21 protein-coding genes are annotated in these 22,572 nt (G+C 66.7%); 14 read left to right on the top strand and 7 right to left on the bottom strand.

Annotated elements, in window-relative coordinates:
- Positions 1 to 218: 218 nt before the first annotated feature.
- The 4 genes from ACKI1H_RS22355 to ACKI1H_RS22340 all read left to right on the top strand — a co-directional run bounded on the left by ACKI1H_RS22355 (position 219) and on the right by ACKI1H_RS22340 (position 4,987).
- Entirely contained in the window at positions 219 to 968 is a 750-nt protein-coding gene (locus ACKI1H_RS22355) for a creatininase family protein (protein WP_440466364.1), read from the top strand.
- Between the two features lie 174 nt (positions 969 to 1,142).
- Entirely contained in the window at positions 1,143 to 1,532 is a 390-nt protein-coding gene (locus tag ACKI1H_RS22350) for a hypothetical protein (protein ID WP_138521022.1), read from the top strand.
- Positions 1,533 to 1,555: 23 nt separating this feature from the next.
- Entirely contained in the window at positions 1,556 to 1,972 is a 417-nt protein-coding gene (locus ACKI1H_RS22345; RefSeq protein WP_440466363.1) for an organic hydroperoxide resistance protein, read from the top strand.
- 141 nt (positions 1,973 to 2,113) lie between these two features.
- On the top strand, positions 2,114 to 4,987 hold the full coding sequence (locus tag ACKI1H_RS22340) for an ATP-binding protein (RefSeq protein WP_440466362.1): 2,874 nt from the start codon (positions 2,114 to 2,116) through the stop codon (positions 4,985 to 4,987).
- Between the two features lie 7 nt (positions 4,988 to 4,994).
- On the opposite strand, the gene ACKI1H_RS22335 is transcribed toward ACKI1H_RS22340, so the two are convergent.
- Genes ACKI1H_RS22335 through ACKI1H_RS22325 form a run of 3 tightly spaced genes read right to left on the bottom strand, consistent with a single transcriptional unit; the run spans position 4,995 to position 8,868 of the window.
- Complete coding sequence (locus tag ACKI1H_RS22335; protein ID WP_440466361.1) at positions 4,995 to 5,666, bottom strand: response regulator transcription factor; 672 nt, start codon at positions 5,664 to 5,666, stop codon at positions 4,995 to 4,997.
- Between the two features lie 32 nt (positions 5,667 to 5,698).
- A complete protein-coding gene (locus tag ACKI1H_RS22330) occupies positions 5,699 to 6,070 on the bottom strand; it encodes a response regulator transcription factor (RefSeq protein ID WP_138521019.1) in 372 nt (123 codons plus the stop codon).
- Positions 6,070 to 8,868, bottom strand: coding sequence for a PAS domain-containing protein (locus ACKI1H_RS22325; RefSeq protein ID WP_440466360.1), 2,799 nt, complete (start codon positions 8,866 to 8,868; stop codon positions 6,070 to 6,072). Before ACKI1H_RS22325 ends, ACKI1H_RS22330 begins: the two co-directional genes overlap by 1 nt.
- A 221-nt stretch (positions 8,869 to 9,089) precedes the next feature.
- Between ACKI1H_RS22325 and ACKI1H_RS22320 the strand changes: the two genes are divergently transcribed.
- The 5 genes from ACKI1H_RS22320 to ACKI1H_RS22300 all read left to right on the top strand — a co-directional run bounded on the left by ACKI1H_RS22320 (position 9,090) and on the right by ACKI1H_RS22300 (position 13,786).
- Positions 9,090 to 10,439, top strand: a complete 1,350-nt coding sequence (locus ACKI1H_RS22320; RefSeq protein ID WP_440466359.1) for an epoxide hydrolase family protein — start codon at positions 9,090 to 9,092, stop codon at positions 10,437 to 10,439.
- Positions 10,440 to 10,518: 79 nt separating this feature from the next.
- Positions 10,519 to 11,526 carry an alpha/beta fold hydrolase gene (locus tag ACKI1H_RS22315; protein ID WP_440466358.1) on the top strand — a complete coding sequence of 336 codons (1,008 nt, stop codon included), beginning with the start codon at positions 10,519 to 10,521 and terminating at the stop codon, positions 11,524 to 11,526.
- 14 nt (positions 11,527 to 11,540) lie between these two features.
- Complete coding sequence (locus tag ACKI1H_RS22310) at positions 11,541 to 12,041, top strand: cytochrome P460 family protein (protein WP_138521016.1); 501 nt, start codon at positions 11,541 to 11,543, stop codon at positions 12,039 to 12,041.
- 45 nt (positions 12,042 to 12,086) lie between these two features.
- Positions 12,087 to 12,923, top strand: a complete 837-nt coding sequence (locus ACKI1H_RS22305) for an oxidoreductase (RefSeq protein ID WP_440466357.1) — start codon at positions 12,087 to 12,089, stop codon at positions 12,921 to 12,923.
- 89 nt (positions 12,924 to 13,012) lie between these two features.
- Entirely contained in the window at positions 13,013 to 13,786 is a 774-nt protein-coding gene (locus ACKI1H_RS22300; RefSeq protein WP_440466356.1) for an alpha/beta fold hydrolase, read from the top strand.
- Positions 13,787 to 13,857: 71 nt separating this feature from the next.
- Here the strand turns inward: ACKI1H_RS22300 and arsH are convergent, their stop codons facing one another.
- The 4 genes from arsH to ACKI1H_RS22280 are packed head-to-tail and all read right to left on the bottom strand — an operon-like array spanning position 13,858 to position 16,722.
- Positions 13,858 to 14,559, bottom strand: a complete 702-nt coding sequence (gene arsH / locus ACKI1H_RS22295; RefSeq protein WP_440466355.1) for an arsenical resistance protein ArsH — start codon at positions 14,557 to 14,559, stop codon at positions 13,858 to 13,860.
- A 12-nt stretch (positions 14,560 to 14,571) separates the two neighbouring features.
- Entirely contained in the window at positions 14,572 to 15,042 is a 471-nt protein-coding gene (locus ACKI1H_RS22290; protein WP_138521012.1) for an arsenate reductase ArsC, read from the bottom strand.
- Between the two features lie 27 nt (positions 15,043 to 15,069).
- A complete protein-coding gene (locus tag ACKI1H_RS22285) occupies positions 15,070 to 16,353 on the bottom strand; it encodes an arsenic transporter (RefSeq protein ID WP_440466354.1) in 1,284 nt (427 codons plus the stop codon).
- Positions 16,354 to 16,374: 21 nt separating this feature from the next.
- Positions 16,375 to 16,722 carry a metalloregulator ArsR/SmtB family transcription factor gene (locus ACKI1H_RS22280; protein WP_440466353.1) on the bottom strand — a complete coding sequence of 116 codons (348 nt, stop codon included), beginning with the start codon at positions 16,720 to 16,722 and terminating at the stop codon, positions 16,375 to 16,377.
- Between the two features lie 209 nt (positions 16,723 to 16,931).
- Between ACKI1H_RS22280 and ACKI1H_RS22275 the strand changes: the two genes are divergently transcribed.
- From ACKI1H_RS22275 to ACKI1H_RS22255, 5 genes are all read left to right on the top strand, one after another.
- On the top strand, positions 16,932 to 17,465 hold the full coding sequence (locus ACKI1H_RS22275) for a sigma-70 family RNA polymerase sigma factor (protein ID WP_171049461.1): 534 nt from the start codon (positions 16,932 to 16,934) through the stop codon (positions 17,463 to 17,465).
- Entirely contained in the window at positions 17,462 to 18,304 is an 843-nt protein-coding gene (locus ACKI1H_RS22270; RefSeq protein WP_440466352.1) for a FecR family protein, read from the top strand. The genes ACKI1H_RS22275 and ACKI1H_RS22270 overlap by 4 nt, the downstream gene beginning before the upstream one ends.
- 93 nt (positions 18,305 to 18,397) lie before the next feature.
- Complete coding sequence (locus ACKI1H_RS22265) at positions 18,398 to 20,797, top strand: TonB-dependent siderophore receptor (protein ID WP_440466351.1); 2,400 nt, start codon at positions 18,398 to 18,400, stop codon at positions 20,795 to 20,797.
- A gap of 256 nt (positions 20,798 to 21,053) precedes the next feature.
- Entirely contained in the window at positions 21,054 to 21,572 is a 519-nt protein-coding gene (locus tag ACKI1H_RS22260; protein WP_138521008.1) for a sigma-70 family RNA polymerase sigma factor, read from the top strand.
- The gene (locus ACKI1H_RS22255) at positions 21,569 to 22,522 is read left to right on the top strand and encodes a FecR domain-containing protein (protein WP_440466350.1); all 954 of its coding nucleotides are present in this window, start codon (positions 21,569 to 21,571) and stop codon (positions 22,520 to 22,522) included. The genes ACKI1H_RS22260 and ACKI1H_RS22255 overlap by 4 nt, the downstream gene beginning before the upstream one ends.
- Positions 22,523 to 22,572: the final 50 nt, after the last annotated feature.

The raw sequence follows: 22,572 nt of genomic DNA, 5'->3' as shown, positions 1-22,572 counted from the left end.
CAGACTACGTAGAAGCGGGCTTGCCTTGTGCTGCGGGAGCGGCCGGTTCGCTCATGCCGAGCCGCCGATAGACACCATGGTGCAATGTCCGCCCTGGCGACGCCCGTGGTGTCATTCCTGCCACGGGTAGCCCGGCCATCGCTCCGGGAACCCCGCAGCCCGAACGTGCGATGCACGCTCATCCCACCCAGGCGAACCCGTCGAATCGCGAGGTCTCCATGCTCCTACCCCTGTGCACCTGGTCCGAAATCGAGCAGTTCCTTGGCCGCAGCCGGACGATCGTCATTCCCATCGGTTCGAACGAGCAGCACGGCCCCATCGGCCTGCTGGGGACCGACTGGATGTGCCCGGAAATCATCGCCCACGAAGCGCAGAAGTCGGCGGACATCCTCATCGCGCCGACTTTCAACATCGGCATGGCGCAGCATCACCTGGGCTTCCCCGGCACCATCACGCTACGACCCTCGACCTTTATCGCGGCTATCTGCGACTGGGTGAATTCCCTGGCCGCCCACGGTTTCGAAAAGATCCTCTTCCTCAATGGCCACGGCGGCAACGTCGCTTCCATCGAGGCTGCCTTCTCCGAGCTCTACGCCCAGGCCAGCTTCGCCCGACGCCCGGCCGGGTTCGCCCTGAAACTGTGCAACTGGTGGGACCTGGAAGGCGTCGGCGAGCTGGCCAACCGGCAGTTCCCGAAAGGCCATGGCATCCATGCGACGCCTTCGGAGATCGCCGTCACCCAGTGGGCCTATCCGCAGCACGTCAAGTCGGCCGAGTACTCGCCGGCCATCGCCAACTGGGGCCCGATCCGAGAGGCAGCGGACTTCCGCGCGCGCCATCCGGATGGCCGCATGGGCTCCGACCCTGGCCTCGCCACGCCGGAGAAGGGTCGCGAGCTGGTGATGCTGGCCGCCCAGGGGCTGGTGCAGGCGGCCGAGGCCTTCAGCGCCGAGCCCTCTCCTTACTGAGCATCATCGGCCGTCATCTGATTCACCGGAAACCCGAGCCTCGCTCGGGTTTCTGCTTTTCGCGGGCCCCGCCGGAAGAGCAGCTAACAAGAGCTAACAGCAGATAACTCGCCCGATTGCACCGGCCTTGCCACTCTGGCAACCGGGTGTCATTGGCTAATCAGGGAGGCCTCCATGACCCAGCATGATGGCTGCATGAATCTGGCGGGGCGGCGCAGCAATGCGGAATTCGGCGCGTTGATCCTCGGCTCCGGCGAGCCCGACGAGGCAGCATTGCGTCAGCTCTACATGGCCGTGTTGCCGCTGCTCATCGCCTTCTTCGAGGGCCAGGCGCAGGCCGGCCGTATCGGTCAGCAGGACATGGGCGAGCTGCTTCGCGCCACCCTGCGGCAGGTGGACCGACAGCGCTGCAGCTACGACCCGGCCTTTCCCTTTCGCGCCTGGTTGCTGGAGCTGGCGCGGCATGAGCTGAGTGCCTGCCGCCGAGAGGCACCGGCCGAAGTACCCGTGATGCGTGAAGCGCAGAAACCGGCGCGGCGCAGGCGTACCGCCGCTGCCCACTGAATCCAGTTTTCCAGGAAGTACCGATGCAGTCGATCGAGAAGGTTCTCTACACCGCCCGTGTCCATACCCGTGGCGGTCGTGACGGTGAAGCATGCAGTGATGATGGTCGGTTGCAGGTTCGGCTGACGCCACCCGGCGCACCGGGGGAGGGCAGCAACCCCGAGCAGTTGTTCGCCGCCGGCTGGTCGGCCTGTTTCATCGGCGCGCTGCGCCACGCCGCCAATGCGCGCAAGCAGGAGTTCCCGGCGGACACGGCGGTGGACGCCGAGGTGGAGCTGATGCACGGTGAAAACGGTTTCTTCCTGCGCGCGCACCTGGCGATCCACTTGCCGGGCCTGGACCCCGAGCTGGCGCAGCGGCTGGTGGACGCCGCGCAGCAGAGCTGCCCCTACTCGAAAGCGCTGCGCGGCAATGTCGCCGTCACCCTGAGCCTGTGCTGATCAGCCAGTGCCGCTGGCCACTGGGCGTGACAGCCCGCATAAAAGGTCACGCAAAGGCTTGATCGCGTGCTCGAAACTCCTATCCTGCTAGGACTTGCGGGCCAGTCTCGCGCCCACTCCCCTTGCCGGAAGAGACGCCCCGTGGAGTCCGCAGCGGACGATCCGTCCTCCTCATTGAAAACGCCGGTCGAATTCGGTCCGTTCCGGGTCGTGCCCGGCAAGCGCCTGCTTACCCGAGATGCACAGCCGATGGACATCGGCGGGCGTGCCTTCGACCTGCTGCTTGCCTTGCTGGAAAAGCCCGGCCGTGTGCTCTCCAAGCGTGAGCTGCTCAAGCGCGTGTGGCCCGATATGGTGGTGGAAGAGGGCAGCCTGCGCTTCCACATGACCGGCCTGCGCCGCGCCTTGGGCGACGGCGAAGACGGCGCGCGCTACATCGCCACCCAGGTGGGTGTCGGCTATGCCTTCGTCGCACCGGTAAGCCATGGAAGCGAAGCCTCGCCGGCAGTGCTGCCGGTGGCGAGCATGGGCGAAGGCGTCGGCAGCTTGCCGCCGCGGGTCAAGCTGATCGGCCGCGAGGCCGATGTGCAGATGATCCTGCAACGCCTGAGCGAGCCCCGCTTGTTCACCATTGTCGGCACCGGCGGTGTCGGCAAGACCAGCCTGGCCAACGAGGTGGGGCACCGCCTGGCCGCCGAACGCCGGCAGGTCGTGCGCTTCATCGACCTGGCGCAGGTCGAGGATGGGCATCTGGTGGCTTCGGCGCTGGCCGCTTCGGTGGGCGTGCCGGTGCAGGCCGAAGATCCGCTGGCGGTCCTGCTGGCGCACCTCAAAGGGCAGGAGCTGCTGCTGATCGTCGACAACTGCGAACACGTGGTGGACGTGGTGTCGGCACTGGCCGAGCGCATTCGCGACGCCGCTCCCGGCGTCGGCCTGCTTGCGACCAGCCGCGAGCCGCTGCGCGCGCGGGACGAAGAGGCGCATTGGCTGGGCCCGCTGGACTTTCCCGAAGACCCGCAGGGCTTGCCGGTCGAAATCTTGCTGGAGTTCCCGGCCGTACGGCTGTTCGTCGAGCGCGCCGAAGCCGCCAATGCCTCGCTGCACCTGCAGGACGGCGACCCGGGCCTGATTGCCGACATGTGCCGGCGCCTGGGTGGTATGGCCTTGCCCATCGAACTGGCAGCGGTACGGGTGGCGGTCCATGGGGTGAAGGCGACCCATGCGCTGCTGGGGGAGCGGTTTTCCCTGGGCTGGGCCGGTCGGCGCACGGCACAGCCGCGTCACCAGACATTGCGCGCGATGCTGGACTGGAGCTACGGGCTGTTGTCCGGGAACGAGCGGCTGGTGTTCGACCGTCTTTCGGTCTTCGTCGGGCCCTTCTCCCAGGAGGCGGCCGCGCAGGTTGTTGCCGACGCGCGGATCGACGCGCTGGAAGCAGCCGCCATCCTCGATGAACTGACGGCCAAGGGGCTCGTGGCGGTGGACCGCAGCGAGGCCGCCACGGCCTACCGTTTGCTGGAGATGACCCGCGCCTTTGCCCGCGAAAAAGCGGCTTCCCACGGCCATGAGGAGGCGCATGCCCTGGCCTTCCGTCACGCCGCCTATTACCTGTGGCTGCTGGAGCAGCTGGGTAGCCAGCCCGAAGTGATCTACGAGGGCTGCACCCGGCTGGCCAGCCAGCTGGGCAACGTGCGCAGCGCACTGGAGTGGAGCTTCGGCCCGCAGGGCGACCCCGGTCTGGCGCTACCGCTGGCGGCAGCCAGTGCGCCGCTGTTCCTTCACTATTCGCTGCAGGTGGAGTGCCGCACCTGGTGCGCGCGGGCCACCGAACTGCTGGAGCTGGGCTACTTCGGCACGCCCACGGAAATGGAACTGCAAGCGGCCCTCGGGCTGGTGCTGATGTTCACCCGCGGCAACAGCGAGGCAGCTGGCAAGGCCCTGCTGCGTGCGCTGGAAATAGCCGTGGCGCTGGGCGACCACTGGGCCGAGTTGCGGGTGCTGGGGCGCCTGCAGATCTTCTACGAACGCATCGGCGACTTCGCCTCGTCATTGGCCTGGGCGGAACGCGCGGTGCTGGTCGGCGACACCCTGGGCGAACCGGAAGCGGTGGCGGTGGCTGCCTCGCTCGCCGGCATTTCCCATCACCTGCTGGGCGACCAGGAGCGGGCGCGCGAGGAGCTGGAGAAGTCCCTGCGCAACAGCCTGCCCTCGGAGCGCAGCCGCACGCTGCACTACGGCTTCGACCACCACAACCGCACCGGGCTGGCCCTGGCGCGCACGCTCTGGCTGCTCGGTTGCGCCGACCAGTCGCGGCGCTGGGCGGACCAGGTGGAGGCCGAGGCAGCGGAGCTCAATCATCCGGCTACCCATTGCATCGCCCTGGTGTGGACGCTGTGCATCCATATCTGGACCGGCGAACTGGACAAGGCCGAGCGCAGCCTGGCGACCTTCAGCCGCATCGCCGAGGCCAACGCCTTTGCGCCTTATCAGGCCGCGACGCCAGGGTTGCGTGCGGCCATCGCGATTCGCCGCGAGCAGCCCGGCGATGCCGTGCGGCAGCTGGAAGAAAGCCTCACGCGCCTGCACGGCATGCGTTACGAATTGCTGACCACGTCGTTCGAGATCGCCCTGGCCGAGGGCCTTGTCCTCGCCGGCGACTATCGCCGCGCGCTGCATGTGGCACAGCGTTGCATCGCGCATTGCCGCAGCAGTGGCGATGCCTATGCGTTGCCGGAGTTGATGCGTATCGAAGCGCAGGTCATCGGTGCGCTGGGCGAGGAGGGGGACCAGATGGTGGAGCGCGTTCTGCAGGAATCGCTGGCGATGGCGCGTGAACAGGGTGCGCGTGCCTGGGTGTTGCGTTCGAGCCTGGACCTGGCGCGGCTGCGGGCGAAGCAGGGGCAACAGAGCGAGGCGCTGGCGCTGCTGGAGGCCTGCCAACTGGATGAGGGTTCCGATACGCTGGATGTCCGCCAGCTGAAAGCGTTGCGCCGAGCCTTGAGCGAGAGCGCCTGAGTCGAACTCAGCGGCTCTCGGGCGGCGTGATGGCGAGCAATGCCGCCATGTTCACCAGGTCCGGCAGCGTGCGCGCCCGCATCTTGCGCATGACCCGGCCACGGTGCGCCTTCACGGTGATCTCGCTGATGCCCAGGTCGGCGGCAACCTGCTTGTTCAGGCGGCCAGCCACCACCATCTCCAGCACTTCCCGCTCGCGACCGGTGAGCAGGGCGTAGGCTTGGCGCAGGGCCTCCAGGCGTGATTGCTGGCCGAGCGCGGCGCGGCTGTGTTCCAGGGCGTCGGCGATGGCGTTCAGCAGTGTGTCGCTGTCGAACGGCTTGGTGAGGAACTCCACGGCACCGGCTTTCATCGCGCGCACGGTGAGCGGTACGTCGCCATAACCGGTGATGAAGATGATCGGCATCGCCGGGCGCTCGCCGGCGACGCTGCGCTGCAGGTCGAGCCCGTTGAGGTCCGGCAGGTTCACGTCCAGCACCAGGCAGCTGGGCGCGAGGCTCGGCGACTCGTCGAGGAAGGCGCTGGCGGCGTCGAACAGCCTGGGTCGCCAGCCGGCCGAGCGGATCAGCAACTCCAGTGACTCGCGCACCGAGATGTCGTCGTCGACCACGTAGACGATGGGTGTCGCTTCGATCATCGACAGGGCTTCCGTTCGCTGGGCTGGGATGGGGTTGAACATGCCATGTCCTCCGAGGGGCGTCGACCGGGCTGTCAGCCGACCGGCAGGGCGGCGCTGAGCGCCTTGAGCAGTTCCGCTTCGCTGAACGGCTTGAGCAGGCAGGCCACCGCGCCCTGGGCGATGAGGCGCGGGCAGGTGGTCGCGTCGCTATAGGCGGTGATGAAGATGATCGGCACGTGGATGGCGCGCAGGGCCAGTTCCTTCTGCAACTGTGGCCCGCTCATGCCCGGCATCGACACGTCGAGGATCAGGCAGCGGGTGGTCTGCAGGGCTTCCGAGGCGAGAAACGCTTCCGCCGAGGAGAAGGCGTTCACCTCGAAACCGAACTCGCGCAGCAGGTCCGGCAGGGATTCGCGCACCGATTCGTCGTCATCGACCACCGACACGAGCAGGGGCGTAGCCATCAGCGGATCTCCGTCGGTTGGTCGTGGCTGGGTAGTGCCGGGGGCAGCGCGAAGATGAAGGTGGAGCCCGGCCCGTCGTGAGTGGTTGCCCAGACCCGACCGGCATGGTGCTCGATGATGGAGCGGCTGACCCACAGGCCGATGCCCATGCCCGACTGCTTGGTGCTGAAGAAGGCATCGAACAGGCGGCCGGCATCCTCCGGCGCGAAGCCCGCGCCGTTGTCGCGTACTGCCAGGAAGATGCTCGTATCCAGATCATGGCCGGTGCTGATGCGCAGCTGGCGGGGGCGGTCATGCACTTCGCCCAACGCATCGATGGCATTGAGGATGAGGTTGAGGATCACCTGCTGCAGCTGCACACGGTCGCCGCTCACGGCGGGCAGTTCCTCTGCCAGCGTGGGCAGTATGGTCACGCCGTGGCGCTGCAGCTCGTTGTGCAACATGGCGATCACTTCCCGTGCGGCTTCGTTGAGATCCACCTGCTCGCTCACCGCTTCGTGGCGGGCGAACAGGCCGCGCAGGCGCTTGATCACGTCCGCCGCACGGTTACCGTCGCGGATGGTGCGCCGCGCGGTTTCCCGAGCGCCTTCCAGGTTGGGAGTCTGCGCACCCAGCATGCGCAGGCAGGTGCTGGCGTTGGTGATGATGCCCGACAGCGGCTGGTTGACCTCGTGGGCGATGGACGCGGTCAGTGCGCCCAGGCTGGCCACACGAGCCACGTGCGCCAGTTCGGCGCGGGTCCGGTGCAGGGTTTCCTCGGCCAGGCGGCGCTGGGTGACGTCCTGCGCCGTAGCGATGTACAGCAGCGCGCCGTCGCTCTCGCGGGTGGCCTGGGCAACCAGGTGGACGTGGCGCACGGCCCCGCTGGGAAGCAACAGCCGGTGTTCGTGTTCGAAGTCGCAGCCGTCGAGGCGCTGACACTTGAGCATTTCTTCCACGGTGGCGCGATCGTCCGGGTGGATGCGCGAGAAGATCAGCTCGAAGCTCGGCGTCAGGCCCGGCTCCAGGTCGAGGAGCCGGTAGATTTCTTCCGACCAGGCGATCTCGTCGTTGTCCACGCGCCAGGAGAAGGTACCGGTGAGGCTGATGCGCTGGGCCTTGGCCAGGAAGGCTTCGCTCTGGCGCAGGGCGGCTTCGCTGCGGGCGCGGTCGATGGCGATGCTGGCGAGGTGGGTGAACTGCGAGATCAGCGCGCACTGGCTTTCGCTCACCCTCTGCGGTTGGAGGAAATACACCGAGAGGATGCCGCTCACCTCGCCGTGGTTGGACACCACCGGTACTGCCGCCAGCGCTCGCAGCCCGCAAGCCCGAGCCTGTTGGCGCCAGTCGGGCCAGCGGGTTTCACCGTGCAGGTCGTCGACCTGCACGCTGGCGTTGTCGAGCGCGACTTGCGCTTGCGGACTGCCATGAGCCTCCACGGGCTGGCCGTCCGCCCCGCCGTACATCGAAGCCGGCAGATGCGGTGCGGCGCCGGCCTGCAGGCGCGGCGTCGCTTCCGGCAAGCGGCCATGGCGGGGCGCTACCAGGGTGATGGCGCAGCGGCTGCCCTCGAGGTTGGTTTCCACCAGTTCGCAAAGGGTGTCCAGCACCTGCGGCAGGGCGCAGCCACCGGCCATCAGTCCGAGCAGGCGCTTCTCGCCGGCCAGCAGTAGTTCGGCCTGTTTGCGTACGTGGATGTCGGTGTTGCCGCCGTACCATTTCAGTACGCGGCCAGCCGCGTCCAACTGGGGCACTGCGCGGATGAGGAACCAGCGGTAGCTGCCATCGAAGCGCCGCAGGCGCGCTTCGAACTCGCCGGCGCTGCCGGCTTCCAGCAGGCCTTGCCAGTAGACGCCCAGTGCCGGCGCGTCTTCGGGGTGCAGGGCGGTCATCCAGCCGACGCCGGCGGCGTTTTCCGGGGTCATGCCGGTGTAGTCGAACCAGCGCTGGTTGAGGAACTCGACGCTGCCGTCGGGATCGGTGCGCCAGACGAAGCCCGGCACGGCGTCGATCAGGGTGCGCAGGCGGTCTTCGGAAGCGCTCACTTCTTCCAGCGCGCTGGCCAGCGACTTCTGCGCCTGAGCGATCAATGCCTGGTCGCGCCGCTGCTCGTCGATGTCCACCTTCAGCACGAACCAGCGCTGGATGTTCCCCTCGGTGTCGCGGTGGGGCAGGGCGCGCACGTGGAACCAGCGGTAGATGCCGTCCGCGCCGCGCACCCGCTGCTGGAAGTTGTATGGATCGCCGCTGGCCACCGAGTGCTTCCAGGCGGCCAGCGCGTGGGGCAGGTCGTCGGGGTGGATGGTGTCGGAGCTGGTCCAGTGGCGCAGCTCCTCGAAGCTGGCGCCCAGGTAGTCGCTGTTGTGCCGGTTGACGCACTCCAGCTCGCCCGCGGGCGTCATCAGCGAGATCAGTGCAGGAATGCTGTCGATCAGGTCCTGCGTCTCGCGCGTCACGGTCACGGGCGCTGCGGGCAGCAGGTCCTCGATATCGATGTTCTGGCCGCACCAGCCGGCAGGCTGGCCAAGGTCGTCGGCGAGCGGTCGGGCGCGCAGAAGGAAGCGGCGGTACACCCCATCGTGGCGGCGCAGGCGTGCCTGCAGATCGCGCGGGACGCCGGTCTGGCGGATGGCGTACCAACCGCGCTGCAGCGCCGCTAGGTCTTCGGGGTGCACCAGCGCCTGCCAGGCATGCTCGCCGAGGGAATCGAGGCCGCGCCCGGCATACAGGCGCCAGGCCTGGTTGACGCTGTCCAGGCGGCCTTCGGCGCTGGCGGTCCACGCCATGTCGGGCAGCTTGTCGACGACTTCGTTGTGCATACCGGTCCTCTCCCGGCGCTAGCCGTGGGGCGAGCATGCGCCTTGTTGGCGGGGCTGCCAATGATACCTAGGTGTCGGCCGCGGCACCGCAAGTGCGTCACGCGCCGGGCCCGATACCAAGGTATCGACCGACACCATGGTGCAATCGCGGCGCCTGGTGGGCTTTGGTGATATCGCTGCAGGTCGCCGATCCGTCGGCCAGTGAACCAGGGAGATCGACCATGCCAGCCGCCCCGTTATCGCCTCAACTTCGCCGTCGCTTCAGCCGCACGCTCATGGCCACCGCCGTGGGTCTGTTCCTGCTCGGCGACGGTCAGCACCATCTGCTGCAGCAAACGTACGCTGCCACTGCCAGCGGTACCGCGCCGGCCGATGAGCGTGTGCGGCCGTTTCGCATCCAGGTGCCCCAGGAGCAACTGGACGACCTGCGCCGGCGTATCGCCGCGACGCGCTGGCCGGACCGCGAGACGGTCAACGACGCCTCGCAGGGCATCCAGCTGGAGAAGGTCCGCGCGCTGGTGAACTACTGGGGCGAGGACTACGACTGGCGCCGCGCCGAAGCCAGGCTCAATGCGCTGCCGCAGTTCATCACCAGCATCGATGGTGTGGACATCCAGTTCATCCACGTGCGCTCGAAAGAGCCGCACGCCATGCCGCTGATCCTCACCCACGGCTGGCCCGGCTCGCCGCTGGAGTTCCTCAAGACCATCGGCCCGCTGACCGACCCGGTGGCCTATGGCGGGCGCGCGGAAGACGCCTTCGACGTGGTGATCCCGGCGATCCCCGGCCATGGCTTTTCCGGCAAGCCGACCGCCACCGGCTGGGGCCCGGATCGGGTGGCCCGCGCCTGGGACGTGCTGATGAAGCGCCTGGGCTACAGCCACTATGTGTCCCAGGGCGGCGACCATGGCTCGGTGATTTCCGATGCCCTTGGCCGCCTGTCCCCAGCCGGCCTGCTGGGCATCCACCTGAACATGCCGGCGACGGTGCCGCCGGAGCTGGTCGGGCTGATCAACTCAGGCGCCCCGGCGCCGGCCGGGCTGGGCGCCGACGAGCGCCGCGCCTTCGACGCGCTGAGCACCTTCTTCGGCCGCAATGCTGCCTACGGCGCGATGATGGTGACTCGCCCGCAGACCATCGGCTACTCCCTGGCCGACTCGCCCGCCGGCATGGCCGCCTGGATGTACGAGAAGTTCGCCGCCTGGACCGACAGCGGCGGCGAGCCCGAGCGGGTACTGAGCCGCGACGAGATGCTCGACGACATCTCGCTCTACTGGCTGACCAACACCGGCGCTTCCTCTTCGCGCTTCTACTGGGAAAACAACAACAACAACTTCAGCGCCGCCGCGCAGAAGACCGACCGGATCAAGGTGCCGGTGGCCATCACCGTGTTCCCCGGCGAGATCTACCGCGCGCCGAAAAGCTGGGCGCAGCGCGCCTATCCCTCGCTGGATTACTTCCACGCGGTGGACAAGGGCGGCCATTTCGCCGCCTGGGAGCAGCCACAGCTGTTCAGCGAGGAGCTGCGCGAGGCGTTCCGCCCGCTGCGAAGCAGCCTGACCAGCCACTAGGCCCACCAGTCACCCGCCAACCGACCGCCGCTTGCCGGCAACCACCGGGCAGGCCAGACACCTGCCCTGGAGACCCGTGATGAACCCCTTCAAGCAACCGCTCCTCGGCGCCTCGGCGCTGGCTATCGCTCTCGCGCAATTCACTTCCTGCTCGGTGGCGCAGGCCGCTAACGCGCCGTCGGCAGATCCGACTTTCGGCCCGCTCAAGCATGTCGACGCCGGCCTGCTCAATGTCGCCTACGCCGAAGCCGGCCCGGCCGATGGCCCGGTGGTGATCCTGCTGCACGGCTGGCCGTACGACATCCACAGCTACACCGAAGTAGCGCCGCAACTGGCCGCCAAGGGCTACCACGTGCTGATTCCCTATGCCCGTGGCTATGGCGAAACGCGCTTCCTCTCCGCCTCGACCCAGCGCAATGGTGAGCCGGCCGCGCTGGCGGTGGACGTCATCGACTTCATGGACGCGCTGAAGATCAAGAGTGCCGTGCTGGCCGGCTACGACTGGGGCGCACGCTCGGCGGACATCGTCGCGGCGCTCTGGCCGGAGCGGGTGAAGGCGCTGGTGTCGGTCAGCGGCTACCTGATCGGCAGCCAGGAAGCGGGCAAGGCGCCGCTGCCACCGGCTGCCGAGCTGCAGTGGTGGTACCAGTTCTATTTCTCCACCGAGCGCGGCAAGGCCGGCTACGACAAGTACCGCCACGAGTTCGCCAGGCTGATCTGGCAACTGGCTTCGCCGCAGTGGAAGTTCGACGATGCCACCTTCGAGCGCAGCGCCCAGGCCCTGGACAACCCCGACCACGGCGCGATCTCCATCCACAACTACCGCTGGCGCCTGAACCTCGCCCAGGGCGAGCCGCGTTACGCGGAGCTGGAGAAGAAGCTGGCGGCATTCCCGGCCATCAAGGTGCCGACCATCACCCTCGAAGGGGACGCCAACGGCGCCCCGCATCCGCCGGCCGAGGCCTACGCCAAGCGCTTCAGCGGCAAGTACGAGTACCGCCTTATCACCGGAGGCGTTGGCCACAACCTGCCGCAGGAGGCACCGGACGCCTTCGTCAAGGCGGTGGTCGACGCCGATCATCTGTGAGCCGGAGATCCGCCATGAATAGCAACGGAACCACGCTGCGTCGCATCGTCCTGGCCGGATTCGTCCTCCTCGTGACGACGGGCGTCAGGGCCGACGGCGACGCGTCGCCGATCTACGGGGTGCGCATGCCTGAGGGCTACCGCAACTGGCAACTGATCGCGCCGGCCCAGGAGGCGGCGCCACTGAACGAGTTGCGCGCCGTGCTGGGTAACGACATCGCGATGAAGGCCTACCGAGCCGGCACCTTGCCGTTCCCCGACGGCAGCGTGCTGGCCAAGCTCGCCTGGAAGCACGTGCAGTCGCCGGAATTCGAGCCGGCGTCGATTCCCGGCGCCGCGACTACCGTGCAGTTCATGGTCAAGGACTCGAAGAAGTACGCGGCCACCGGCGGGTGGGGCTTCGCCCGTTTCATCGACGGCAAGCCCGCCGACGAGGCGCAGCACCAGACCTGCTTGGCCTGCCACCAGGCGCGGGTGAAGGACCACGACCTGGTCTTTACCCGCTACGCACCCTGAGAGCTGCACCTTGAGCGTTACACCTTGAGAGAAGGGGAGGTTCCCATGAACCAACGATGGCTGATCACCGGTTGTTCCCGCGGACTGGGCCGGGCGCTGGCCGAGGCGGTGCTGCAGGCCGGGCACCGCCTGCTGGCTACCGCCCGCGACCCGGACGCGCTGGCGGACCTCGCCCGGCTCTACCCGCAGACATTGCGCCTGGCGCCCTTGGACGTTACCGACCCAAGTGCCGCGCAGGACGCCATGGCGCAGATGGTCGAGCAGTTCGGCGGACTCGACGTGCTGGTCAACAACGCCGGCTTCGGCAACATCAACTCGGTGGAAGACACCTCGCTGGAGGAGTTCCGCCGGGAGATCGAAACCAACCTGTTCGGCACCATCATCGTCACCAAGGCGGCAATTCCGGTGCTGCGCCGGCAGCGCAGCGGCCACATCATCCAGCTGTCGTCGGTGGGCGGGCGCATCGGTGCGCCGGGACGTGCGCCCTATTCGGCGGCGAAATGGGGCGTCGAGGGATTTTCCGAAGTGCTGGCGCGCGAGATGGCGCAGGTCGGCGTGCGGGTGACGATCATCGAACCCGGCGGCCTGCGTACCGACTTTGCCGGCGCCTCTACGAGGCTTTCAGAAGGACGTCTCGAGTACGACGCCGTGGTAGGCGCCGTGGCGCGCCGGCAGCGGGCCTACGACGGCAACCAGCCGGGCGACCCACAGCGTGCCGCGCAGGCGATCCTCGCCGTGGCCTGGATGGATCGTCCGCCGTTGCGCCTGGCCCTGGGCAGCGACGCCGTACTGGCCATCGAAAACGCTGACAAGGCCCGACTGGCCGAGCTGCGCCTGTGGCGCGAGCTGAGCGAGTCCAGTGATTTTCCCCGCTCGGCATGAGCGTTCCCTGCACGGTCTGAGATTCCCCCGAGCCACCGTGCGGGGCTTTTTATTCGCAAGTCATTTATCCCTCAGCAAGGAGATCCACGATGAAGAAGACCCTCACCGCCCTGGCGCTCGCCAGCGGCCTGCTGGCCGGCAGCGCTTTCGCTGCGCCGATGAAACCGACGGTGGTGCTGGTGCACGGCGCCTTTGCCGATGCCTCCAGCTGGAATGGCGTGACCCGTATCCTGGAAAAAGACGGCTACAGCGTGATCGCCGCCGCCAACCCCTTGCGCGGGGTGGCCAGCGATGGCGCCTACATCGGCAACATCGTCGGCAGCGTCAAGGGACCGGTGGTGCTGGTGGGCCATTCCTACGGCGGCAACGTGATCAGCGCGGCTGCCAGTGACCGGCCCAACGTCAAGGCATTGATCTATGTCGCCGCGTTCGCCCCGCAGAAGGGGGAGAGCGCCGCCGAGCTGGCCGGCAAGTTCCCTGGCAGCACCCTCGGCCCGACCCTGGCCGCCCCAGTGCCGTTGGTCGATGGTGGCAAGGACCTGTACATCCAGCAGGACAAGTTTCACGATCAGTTCGCCGCCGATGTCCCCGCCGGAGAAGCGGCGCTGATGGCAGCGGCGCAGCGGCCGGTCACCGAAGCGGCGCTGAACGAGAAGGCCGGCGCGGCTGCCTGGACGGCGATTCCGTCGTGGTTCGTCTATGGCGACCAGGACCGCAACATCCCGCCACAGGCGATGGCCTTCATGGCAGAGCGCGCCCATGCGAAAGGCGTCGAGGTGGTCAGCGGGGCGTCCCATGTGGTCATGGTCTCGCACCCGGAGGTAGTGGCGCGCTCCATCGAGAAGGCGGCTACCGGGTATTGAGCGCCGGGGGCGTCTGCTACCTGCCGGTGCCCGCGCTGCTGGCCGGCAGACGGGTATCGAGCAGGTAGCCTTCAGATCGAGCGCTGGTTCACGCGGGCGGAGAGCTGCTCGGCGCTTTCCTTGCGCTCGGAATAACGGTCCACCAGGAAGTCCTGGCGATCCCGCAGTAGCCGGGTGAACTTCACCAGTTCCTCCATGACGTCGACCACACGATCGTAGTACGCCGAAGGCTTCATGCGACCGGCGTCGTCGAACTCCAGGTAGGCCTTGGGGACCGAGGACTGGTTGGGGATGGTGAACATGCGCATCCAGCGTCCGAGCACGCGCAGCTGGTTGACCACGTTGAACGACTGCGAGCCGCCGCAAACCTGCATTACTGCCAGCGTCTTGCCCTGCGTTGGGCGGACAGCGCCGAGTGCCAGGGGAATCCAGTCGATCTGCGCCTTGAACACGGCCGATAGTGCTCCGTGGCGTTCCGGCGAGCACCACACCTGGCCTTCCGACCACAGCACCAGATCGCGCAGTTCCTGCACCTTGGGATGCTCCACCGGCACGTCGTCAGGTAGCGGCAGGCCCGAAGGATTGAAGAGGCGCGTCTCGGCGCCGAAGTGTTCCAGCAGGCGCGCGGCTTCCTCCACCAGCAGGCGGCTGAAGGAGCGCTCACGGGTCGATCCGTACATCAGCAGGATGCGTGGTTTGTGGTCGCTGGTACGAGTTGCGGCTGGCGGCTGGTCGAACAGCGAAAGGTCGAGGTTGGGCAGTTGATCGGACATGTTTCCTCCTGCTCAGAGCGAGCCGATGCGATCCAGCTCGCGCTTGAGCTCGTCGCGGGTGAGGGTGTCGAAGGAGAGGGCGAGGAAGGCTTTGCAGCGCTGCTCGATGCGGGCCAGCGTGGCGCGGAAGGCGGCGTTGACGGCAGCCTCGTCGCCCATCGCTTCGGAAGGGTCTTCCAGTCCCCAGTGGGATTTCAGCGCGGGACCGAAGTACACCGGGCAGGCTTCGCCGGCGGCCTTGTCGCAGACGGTGATGACGATGTCCGGCGGGCTGCCTTCGAAGGCGTCGTTGCCTTTGCTGCTCAGGCCCGCAGTGGAGATACCGGCTTGCTCCAGGGTGGTGAGGCTGCGGGGCAGTACCTGGCCCCTGGGGAAGCTCCCGGAGCTGATCGCCTCGAAGCCTTCCGGCGCCAGGTGGTTGAACAGCGCTTCGGACAGGATGCTGCGGCAACTGTTGGCCGTGCACATGAACAGGACTCGCATGGAGAGCTCCTCCGCTCAAGGCGGATGTCAGAGGCTCAGGCGCAGGGCCAGGGCCGAAAGGGTGATCAGCAGGACGGGCAGGGTCAGGAGGATGCCGACCTTGAAGTAGTAACCCCAGGTGATGCGCAAGCCCTTGCGCTCCAGCACATGGAGCCAGAGCAAGGTGGCAAGGCTGCCGATGGGAGTGATCTTCGGGCCGAGGTCACAGCCGATCACGTTGGCGTAGATCATCGCCTCGCGCACCAGACCTTCCGCGCCGCTGGCCTGGATCGACAGGGCGCCCACCAGCACGCTGGGCATGTTGTTCATCACCGAGGACAGCAGCGCCGAGAGCAGGCCGGTGCCGATGGCGGCGCTCCACAGGCCCTGCCCGGCAAGACGGTCGAGCAGGTGGGTGAGGAAGTCCGTGAGGCCGGCATTCTTCAGTCCGTACACCACCAGGTACATGCCGAGGGAGAAGATCACCACCTGCCAGGGTGCTTCGCGCAGCACTCGGCGGGTGGAGATGCGGTGCCCGCGCGCGGCGACGGTAAACAGGATCGCCGCGCAGGCAGCAGCCACGGCGCTGACCGGTACGCCCAGCGGCTCCACGGCGAACAGCCCGATCAACAGCACCAGCAGCGTCCACCAGCCGACCACGAAGGTGGCGCGATCGTGAATGGCGGCCTTCGGCTCCTTCAGTGCATCGAGCGCGTACTGCTTCGGAATATCGCGGCGGAAGAACAGGAACAGAACCAGCAGCGTCGCGGCAACGCTGGCGAGGTTCACTGGCACCATCACCGAGGCGTATTCGGCGAAGCCCAGGTCGAAGTAGTCGGCCGAGACGATGTTCACCAGGTTGGAGACCACCAGTGGCAGGCTGGCGGTGTCGGCGATGAAGCCGGCGGCCATGACGAAGGCCAGGGTCGCCGCGGGTGAAAAGCGCAGGGCGAGGAGCATCGACATGACGATGGGGGTAAGGATCAGTGCAGCCCCATCGTTGGCGAAGAGCGCCGAGACGGCCGCCCCGAGCAGCACGCAGAAGGCGAACAGGCGATAACCGCTGCCGTTTGCCCAGCGCGCCACATGCAGCGCCGCCCACTCGAAGAAGCCGGCCTCATCCAGCAGCAGGCTGATGATGATGACGGCGATGAAGGTGGCGGTGGCATTCCAGACGATGGCCCACACGGTCGGGATGTCGTGCAGGAAAACCGCCCCGGCAGCCAGGGCGATGATTGCCCCCAGGGCCGCGCTCCAGCCGACGCCAAGGCCCTTGGGTTGCCAGATGACCAGAGCGAGGGTGAAGACGAAGACAGCAACGGCGACCAGCATTGGATACTCGCTAGGAAAGGATCAGCAGCAGGCGGCGTCACGGACGGGGCGGCCGTCCATGTTCTGCAGGCGGAGGGTGTTGTCGGCCAACCATTGCGCGTTGGCCAGCAGGGTAACCTGCAGCATCTCGTGTACCCAGGCAGGCAGTTCGGGATTGAGGCGGTAATACACCCACTGGCCCTGGCGGCGATCGAGCAGCAGGCCGCTACCGCGCAGTTGTGCCAGGTGGCGGCTGATCTTCGGTTGGCTGTCGTCCAGGGCGCACATCAGCTCGCAGACACAGAGCTCGCCGAGGCTTGCGATGAGCAGGGTGGCGCGAGCGCGAGTCTCGTCGGCCAGGCTCTTGAAGACTTCGGGTGGAGTAATCATGGGGTGACCATTGCATATGGAAAATCGAATATACGTATTTCCATATATTCTGACAAGCTCACTGGGCTGGAGCGTCCGCTAAACGCTGTCTCTTGAGGTCGCGTCCGAGCGTGGGGATTTGGCCCCATGCGCTCCAGCCAGCCACTGCTAGCCATTTGAGATGAGCTGTATATAATGCGACGCAATCTCATTTAGTGGCAATGGATGCAATGACCCGGGTACCTCCAGGCGCGGAGCTGATTGGCGCGCTGGCGCTGCACTACGACGATCTCGTCGAGTACATTCGCCGCCGTTTTCAGGGCAGCCAGTTCGCGCGCGACGTGGTGCATGACGTCTGCGTCCAGGTGATGGAGAAACCGCCAAAGGAGCCCATCAAGTTGCCGCTGGCGTTCCTGCGCCGCGCCTCTTTCAACAAGGCCATCGATCGCAGCCGGGCGGACCATACCCGCAACGCGTATTTCGAGTTGTCCGCCGAGGTGCCCGATTGGCACGTGCATGAGGTGGATGGCGCCTGCGCGCTGGACTTCGAGCAGCAGTTGGAAGCGTTGGTCGCGATCATCGAGGCGCTGCCCGCGCGAGCGCGCCAGATCTTCCTGCTGCATCGCATCCATGACATGCCCCGCCAGGACATTGCCCGCGAACTGGGCATCACCCTGAACATGGTCGGCAAGCATCTTTCCCGCGCCATGGCTGCGATCGCCCGCGATTGGGAGCCGGCGCGGCGAGCGCTGGCGGGTCGATGATGCGCAAGGAGCCGCCGCACAATCCCCAGGCCAGCGATCCGCTGGAGCCCTTCGAGCAGGCGCTCAAGGCGCGCGTGCCTTCGCGCAGTGAGCTACTCGCCGAAGCCAAGGCCTTCAGTGCGCAGCAGCGTCGGCGCAAGCAGGCTGTGTCGGGGAGTCTTTCCGTGCTGGCGCTGGGTGTGGGGCTGTGGTTCGCCGACCCGGCCTGGCGCAGCGAAGAGTTGCGCACGTCGGTCGGGCAGAGCGAGAGCCTGCGGTTGGCAGACGGCAGCCGGGTCGTGCTCAACAGCGCCACCACCCTGCACGTCGAGAGTCGCTTGCGTAGCCGGCAGATCGAGCTGGTGGAAGGGGAGGCGACCTTCACCGTGGCACATGGGCCGAAGCCATTCACCGTGCGCAGCCAGGGCGTTTCCGTCCGGGATATCGGTACGGCCTTCAACGTGCGCAGCGACCGGCGCGGTGTCTCGGTGACGGTACTCGAAGGCACCGTCGCAGTATCCAGCTCGAGTTCACCGGAGCAGCGTCTGGAGGTGGGGCAGCAGATCAATGCCACCCGTTCGAGCCTGGGGCAGGTGCAGACGGCAGACGCGGCGCGTGCCATCGCCTGGCAGCACGGCAAGCTCAGTTTCGACGGCACGCCCTTGCAGGATGTGCTGGCGGATATCCAGCGTTACCGCGCGGCACCGATCCGCCTGGGCGATCCACGGGTGGCCGGCCTGCGTGTGTCGGGCGAGTTCGACAGCCGGGCGGTGGAATCGCTGATCGATCTGCTGCCGTCGATCCTGCCAGTGAGGGTGAGTCGACAGCCGGACGGCAGCGTCGAGGTCAGTGCGCGCTGATCGGAAAAAAAGTTGCGACGCGACGTCACCTATTCAGGTTCGCCATCCGCCTATCCCTGTGAACGTCATTTGATCGTGTCACTGGGGAGTTGAATGGACACTAAAGTACCCTCGCGCCGCTGCGGTTTCGCGCGCCTTTCGCTACTGGCCGGCGGCCTGTTGCTGGCCTCCACCCTGCACGCGCAGGAAGTGCGCCACGCGCTTTCGCTGCCGGCGCAACCACTGGACAGGGCGCTCAACGAGCTGGCGCGGCAGACCGGCACTCGCATCCTGTTTGCCACCGATGCCGCCGCCGGGCTGCAGGCACCGGCGCTCGATGGCGAGCTGAGTGTGCAGCAGGCCCTGCGGCAATTGCTGCGGGGAACCCGGCTGCGACTGGAACAGACCGCCGATGGCAGCTTCCTGGTGGCCGCGCCTCAGTCGGATGCGGTGCTGGAGATGGATTCGACCCAGGTGCTGGGGAGGGCGTTGGGCGAAGTCACCGAGCACAGCGGCTCCTACACCACCGGAAACATGAGCGTGGGCACCAAGCTGGCCACTTCGTTGCGGGAAACACCGCAGTCGGTCACCGTGGTCAGTCGCCAACGCATGGACGACCAGAACCTGCAGAAGCTGGAAGACATCGCCACCTATACGCCGGGCCTGACCCTGCGCAAGACCGGGGGCGAGCGTCCGGAGTTCTATTCCCGTGGCGCGGCCATCGACAGCATCATGATCGACGGCCTGCCGGTGGCGTATGACAGCGACACCCTCGGCACTTCGACGCTGGCCATGTATGACCACGTGGAAGTGGTGCGCGGCGCATCCGGCCTGATGGTCGGTGCGGGCAACCCGTCGGGCACCCTCAACCTGGTGCGCAAGCGCCCGACCTTGGCGCCGCAACTGACCCTCACCGGCAGCGTCGGACGCTGGGACGATTACCGGGGCGAGGTCGATGTCAGCGGCAAGCTGAGTGACAGCGGCGACTTGCGCGGTCGGTTCGTCGGCGCCTACCAGGATCGCAACAGCTTCGTCGACGCCTATGGCAACCAGCGCCAGTTGTTCTACGGGATTGGCGAATACGACCTGAACGAGGCCACGACCCTCACGCTGGGGGCCTGGTACAACCGCGAGGACAATCCCGGTGCCGACTGGAATGGTCTGCCCACGCGACCCGATGGCAGCTTCTTCGACTTCTCCCGCTCCGCGCGCACGGCGCCGGACTGGACCTACTGGGACAAGGAAAACCGCAGTGCTTTCGCCGAAGTCGAGCATCGTTTCGACAATGACTGGAAGCTGCGCCTCAACGCGACCTGGCTGCGCGGCGACATGGACATGCTCGGCGGCAGCCTCTACACCGACGAGAACGACGCCTACCACCTGAACATCGGCCGCTACACCTACCAGCACACCCAGAAGAGTGTCGATACCTACGCCAGCGGTCCCTTCAGCCTGTTCGGCGCGACCCACGAACTGGTGGTCGGCGCCAGTTGGCGACGTGACGAGACCGATGATGGTCCTGGTGGCCCGGGCATTGACTCGGACGTGATCGTCGATCCGCAGCACTTCGACCCCAAGGCCTATCCCAAGCCGGCCATCGACAACAACTGGTCGCGCGATGGCCACGAGCAGCAGTCGAGCACCTACGCCACGGCTCGCTTCAACCTGCGCGATGACCTGCACCTGATCCTCGGCTCGCGCCTGGACTGGTACGAGTACGAACAGCTCACCCATTCGGGCGAATACAGCTTCGGTGATGACTACAAGGCGACTCGCGAGTACACCCCCTATGCCGGGGTCATCTACGACCTGGACGACACCTATTCGGTCTACGCCAGCTGGACCCGCATCTTCAAACCCCAGGCCGCCCAGAGCGCGAGCGGCAGCCTGCTGGAGCCGGTGACCGGCACCAACTATGAAACCGGTATCAAGGGCGAGTATTTCGGCGGGGCGCTCAATGCCAGCGCAGCACTGTTCCAGCTGGTGCAGGAGAACCTCGCCAAGTCGCTGCCGTCCGCGCAATGCGCGCCGGGAGTCAACGCCTGCTACGAGGCCAGCGGCGAAGTACGTACCCGGGGCGTCGAGCTGGAAGTGGGCGGTGAACTGGCGCCGGGCTGGCAGATGTCCGCCGGCTACACCTACGTCGGAGCCGAGTACACCAAGTCCAGCGACTCGGCAGAGAAGGGCGAGCGCTTTGACAGCGACACGCCCTACAACCTGTTCAAGGTCTTCACCACTTATCGACTGCCCGGCGAACTGGAGCGCTGGACGGTCGGCGGCGGCTTCCGCACCCAGAGCAGCGCCTACACCAGTTTCGGCGTGAAGCAGGGTGGCTACAGTGTCAGCGACCTCATGCTGGCGTACCAGCCGGCCACGGAGTGGCAGCTGCAGGCCAATCTGAACAACGTCTTCGACAAGCGCTACTACGAGAACATCAGCAACAGTTGGGGGGCCAACAGTTTTGGCGACCCGCGCAACCTGATGTTGACCGTGCGCTACAGTCCGGGCTTCTGAAGGCGGTGACGCGGTGACAAGTGCCCGGCCGGAGCCTTTGCGCCCCTGCCGGGTTTTACTCAAGGTCTTGTTTCGGGAGCTGTGGGGCGTGCCCGGCTGGTCGGTCGAAGGCGGGGAGCTCCCGCTGGCAAGCTGGGCTGAGGGAATGTGTCTGACCTGATACCCGTGGCGGACTGTGATTTCTTGATGGGTTGAAATAAAATGAGACGCTTTCTCATTTTCAATTTTCCGGCATTCGTGCCAAGGAAATTCACCCATGACTTCTGCCGCCCTGCCTCTCCGCGCCCCGGCTGTCGCCCTCCAGCAGCTGTACAGCGACCATCACGGCTGGCTGTTCGGCTGGTTGCGCCAGCGTCTGGGTAACGCGCCGGATGCGGCGGACATCGCCCACGATACCTACTTGCGCATCCTCACCAGCGGCCGGGCGCCTAAGCCGGACGACTCGCGGCGTTACCTGGTGCAGGTCGCCAAGGGCCTGGTGATCGACCTCTGGCGTCGCCAGGACGTCGAGCGGGCCTACCGCGAAGCCATCGCCCATCTGCCCGAAGCGTTGGTGCCGTCGCCGGAGACCCACTGGCTGATTATCGATGCCCTGATGCGTATCGATGCCATGCTCGATGGCCTGCCGGCACAGACACGCGAGGTGTTCCTCCTGGCGCAGTTCCACGAGCTGACGCTCAAGGATATAGCCGAGCGCACCGGCATGGCGCTGATCACCGTGCGCCGGCACATCCAGAAGGCGCTGGTCGCCTGCATGCTGGCGTGCGAAGGGTGAAGCTCTCGGAGGAGCTGCTCGAGGAAGCCGCCGACTGGGTGGTGACCTTGCACTTCGAAGCCGCCGGCGATGCCCAATGGCTAGCCTTCGAACGCTGGCGCGGGCAGAGCGAGGCGCACCGGGCGGCCTGGTCCCGCGCCGAGCAGGTGTTCGGTACCTTCGACGCGGTGCCCGGCGAAGTAGGGCGCCAGGCGCTGCGGCAGCTGGATGGCCTCAAGGGCATGAGTCGTCGTCGCGCCGTGCGTTTGCTCGGCACCTTGCTGGTAGCTGGGCCGGCAGGCTGGCTGGCCGCGCGCCATGCACCGTGGGATGGCTGGATGGCCGATGCTTCCACCGGTACGGGGGGGCGTAAATCCCTGACGCTGGGCGACGGCAGCCGTGTGGTGCTGAATACCGCTTCCGCGCTGGATATCCGTTTCGATCCGAATGAACGCCGCCTGCACCTTCGCAACGGCGAGGTGCTGATCACTACCCATGCCGACTCGATGGCGCCGCGTCGGCCGTTCTTCGTCGATGTCGCTCAGGGCCGGGTGGAGGCGCTGGGCACCCGATTCAGCGTCCGCCAACTGGGGGAGCAGTGCCAGGTGGCGGTGTTCGAACAGCGGGTGGAAATCCGTCCGCAGTCCGGTGCTCGGGTGATTCTGGAGGCCGGCCAGCAGGCCTGGTTCGACAGCCACGGCATGCGCCGCATTGCAGCGGTGGACGACAGTGCCGCGCTCTGGGAGCAGGGCATGCTGGTGGCGCGCGATCTACGCCTGGTCGACGTACTGGCGGAGCTGTCACGCTATCGCCATGGTGTGTTGCGTTGCGATCCGCAGGTGGCTGATCTGCGAGTCTCCGGGGCGCTGTCGCTGGTCGATACCGACCTGGCGCTGACTGCTCTGGAGCGCACGTTGCCGGTTCGGGTGTCCCGCGTGAGTCGCTACTGGGTGAGCGTTGCGGCCCTCTGAAAATTATTTTCCCGCACGCTGAGCACTTTTTCCTTCTCGTCCGGGAAAGG

The organism is Pseudomonas sp. YH-1 (genome assembly GCF_051990045.1).
Classification (GTDB): Bacteria; Pseudomonadota; Gammaproteobacteria; order Pseudomonadales; family Pseudomonadaceae; genus Pseudomonas; species Pseudomonas nicosulfuronedens.
This window is presented reverse-complemented; position numbering and strand designations above follow the sequence as displayed.

What these genes read in the sequence shown, in the direction of transcription:
- ACKI1H_RS22355 (WP_440466364.1), top strand. Translation starts at nt 219, where the DNA reads ATGCTCCTACCCCTGTGCACCTGGTCCGAAATCGAGCAGTTCCTTGGC.
- ACKI1H_RS22350 (WP_138521022.1), top strand. Translation starts at nt 1,143, where the DNA reads ATGACCCAGCATGATGGCTGCATGAATCTGGCGGGGCGGCGCAGCAAT.
- ACKI1H_RS22345 (WP_440466363.1), top strand. Translation starts at nt 1,556, where the DNA reads ATGCAGTCGATCGAGAAGGTTCTCTACACCGCCCGTGTCCATACCCGT.
- ACKI1H_RS22335 (WP_440466361.1), bottom strand. Translation starts at nt 5,666, where the DNA reads ATGTTCAACCCCATCCCAGCCCAGCGAACGGAAGCCCTGTCGATGATC.
- ACKI1H_RS22330 (WP_138521019.1), bottom strand. Translation starts at nt 6,070, where the DNA reads ATGGCTACGCCCCTGCTCGTGTCGGTGGTCGATGACGACGAATCGGTG.
- ACKI1H_RS22325 (WP_440466360.1), bottom strand. Translation starts at nt 8,868, where the DNA reads ATGCACAACGAAGTCGTCGACAAGCTGCCCGACATGGCGTGGACCGCC.
- ACKI1H_RS22320 (WP_440466359.1), top strand. Translation starts at nt 9,090, where the DNA reads ATGCCAGCCGCCCCGTTATCGCCTCAACTTCGCCGTCGCTTCAGCCGC.
- ACKI1H_RS22315 (WP_440466358.1), top strand. Translation starts at nt 10,519, where the DNA reads ATGAACCCCTTCAAGCAACCGCTCCTCGGCGCCTCGGCGCTGGCTATC.
- ACKI1H_RS22310 (WP_138521016.1), top strand. Translation starts at nt 11,541, where the DNA reads ATGAATAGCAACGGAACCACGCTGCGTCGCATCGTCCTGGCCGGATTC.
- ACKI1H_RS22305 (WP_440466357.1), top strand. Translation starts at nt 12,087, where the DNA reads ATGAACCAACGATGGCTGATCACCGGTTGTTCCCGCGGACTGGGCCGG.
- ACKI1H_RS22300 (WP_440466356.1), top strand. Translation starts at nt 13,013, where the DNA reads ATGAAGAAGACCCTCACCGCCCTGGCGCTCGCCAGCGGCCTGCTGGCC.
- arsH (WP_440466355.1), bottom strand. Translation starts at nt 14,559, where the DNA reads ATGTCCGATCAACTGCCCAACCTCGACCTTTCGCTGTTCGACCAGCCG.
- ACKI1H_RS22290 (WP_138521012.1), bottom strand. Translation starts at nt 15,042, where the DNA reads ATGCGAGTCCTGTTCATGTGCACGGCCAACAGTTGCCGCAGCATCCTG.
- ACKI1H_RS22285 (WP_440466354.1), bottom strand. Translation starts at nt 16,353, where the DNA reads ATGCTGGTCGCCGTTGCTGTCTTCGTCTTCACCCTCGCTCTGGTCATC.
- ACKI1H_RS22280 (WP_440466353.1), bottom strand. Translation starts at nt 16,722, where the DNA reads ATGATTACTCCACCCGAAGTCTTCAAGAGCCTGGCCGACGAGACTCGC.
- ACKI1H_RS22275 (WP_171049461.1), top strand. Translation starts at nt 16,932, where the DNA reads ATGACCCGGGTACCTCCAGGCGCGGAGCTGATTGGCGCGCTGGCGCTG.
- ACKI1H_RS22270 (WP_440466352.1), top strand. Translation starts at nt 17,462, where the DNA reads ATGATGCGCAAGGAGCCGCCGCACAATCCCCAGGCCAGCGATCCGCTG.
- ACKI1H_RS22265 (WP_440466351.1), top strand. Translation starts at nt 18,398, where the DNA reads ATGGACACTAAAGTACCCTCGCGCCGCTGCGGTTTCGCGCGCCTTTCG.
- ACKI1H_RS22260 (WP_138521008.1), top strand. Translation starts at nt 21,054, where the DNA reads ATGACTTCTGCCGCCCTGCCTCTCCGCGCCCCGGCTGTCGCCCTCCAG.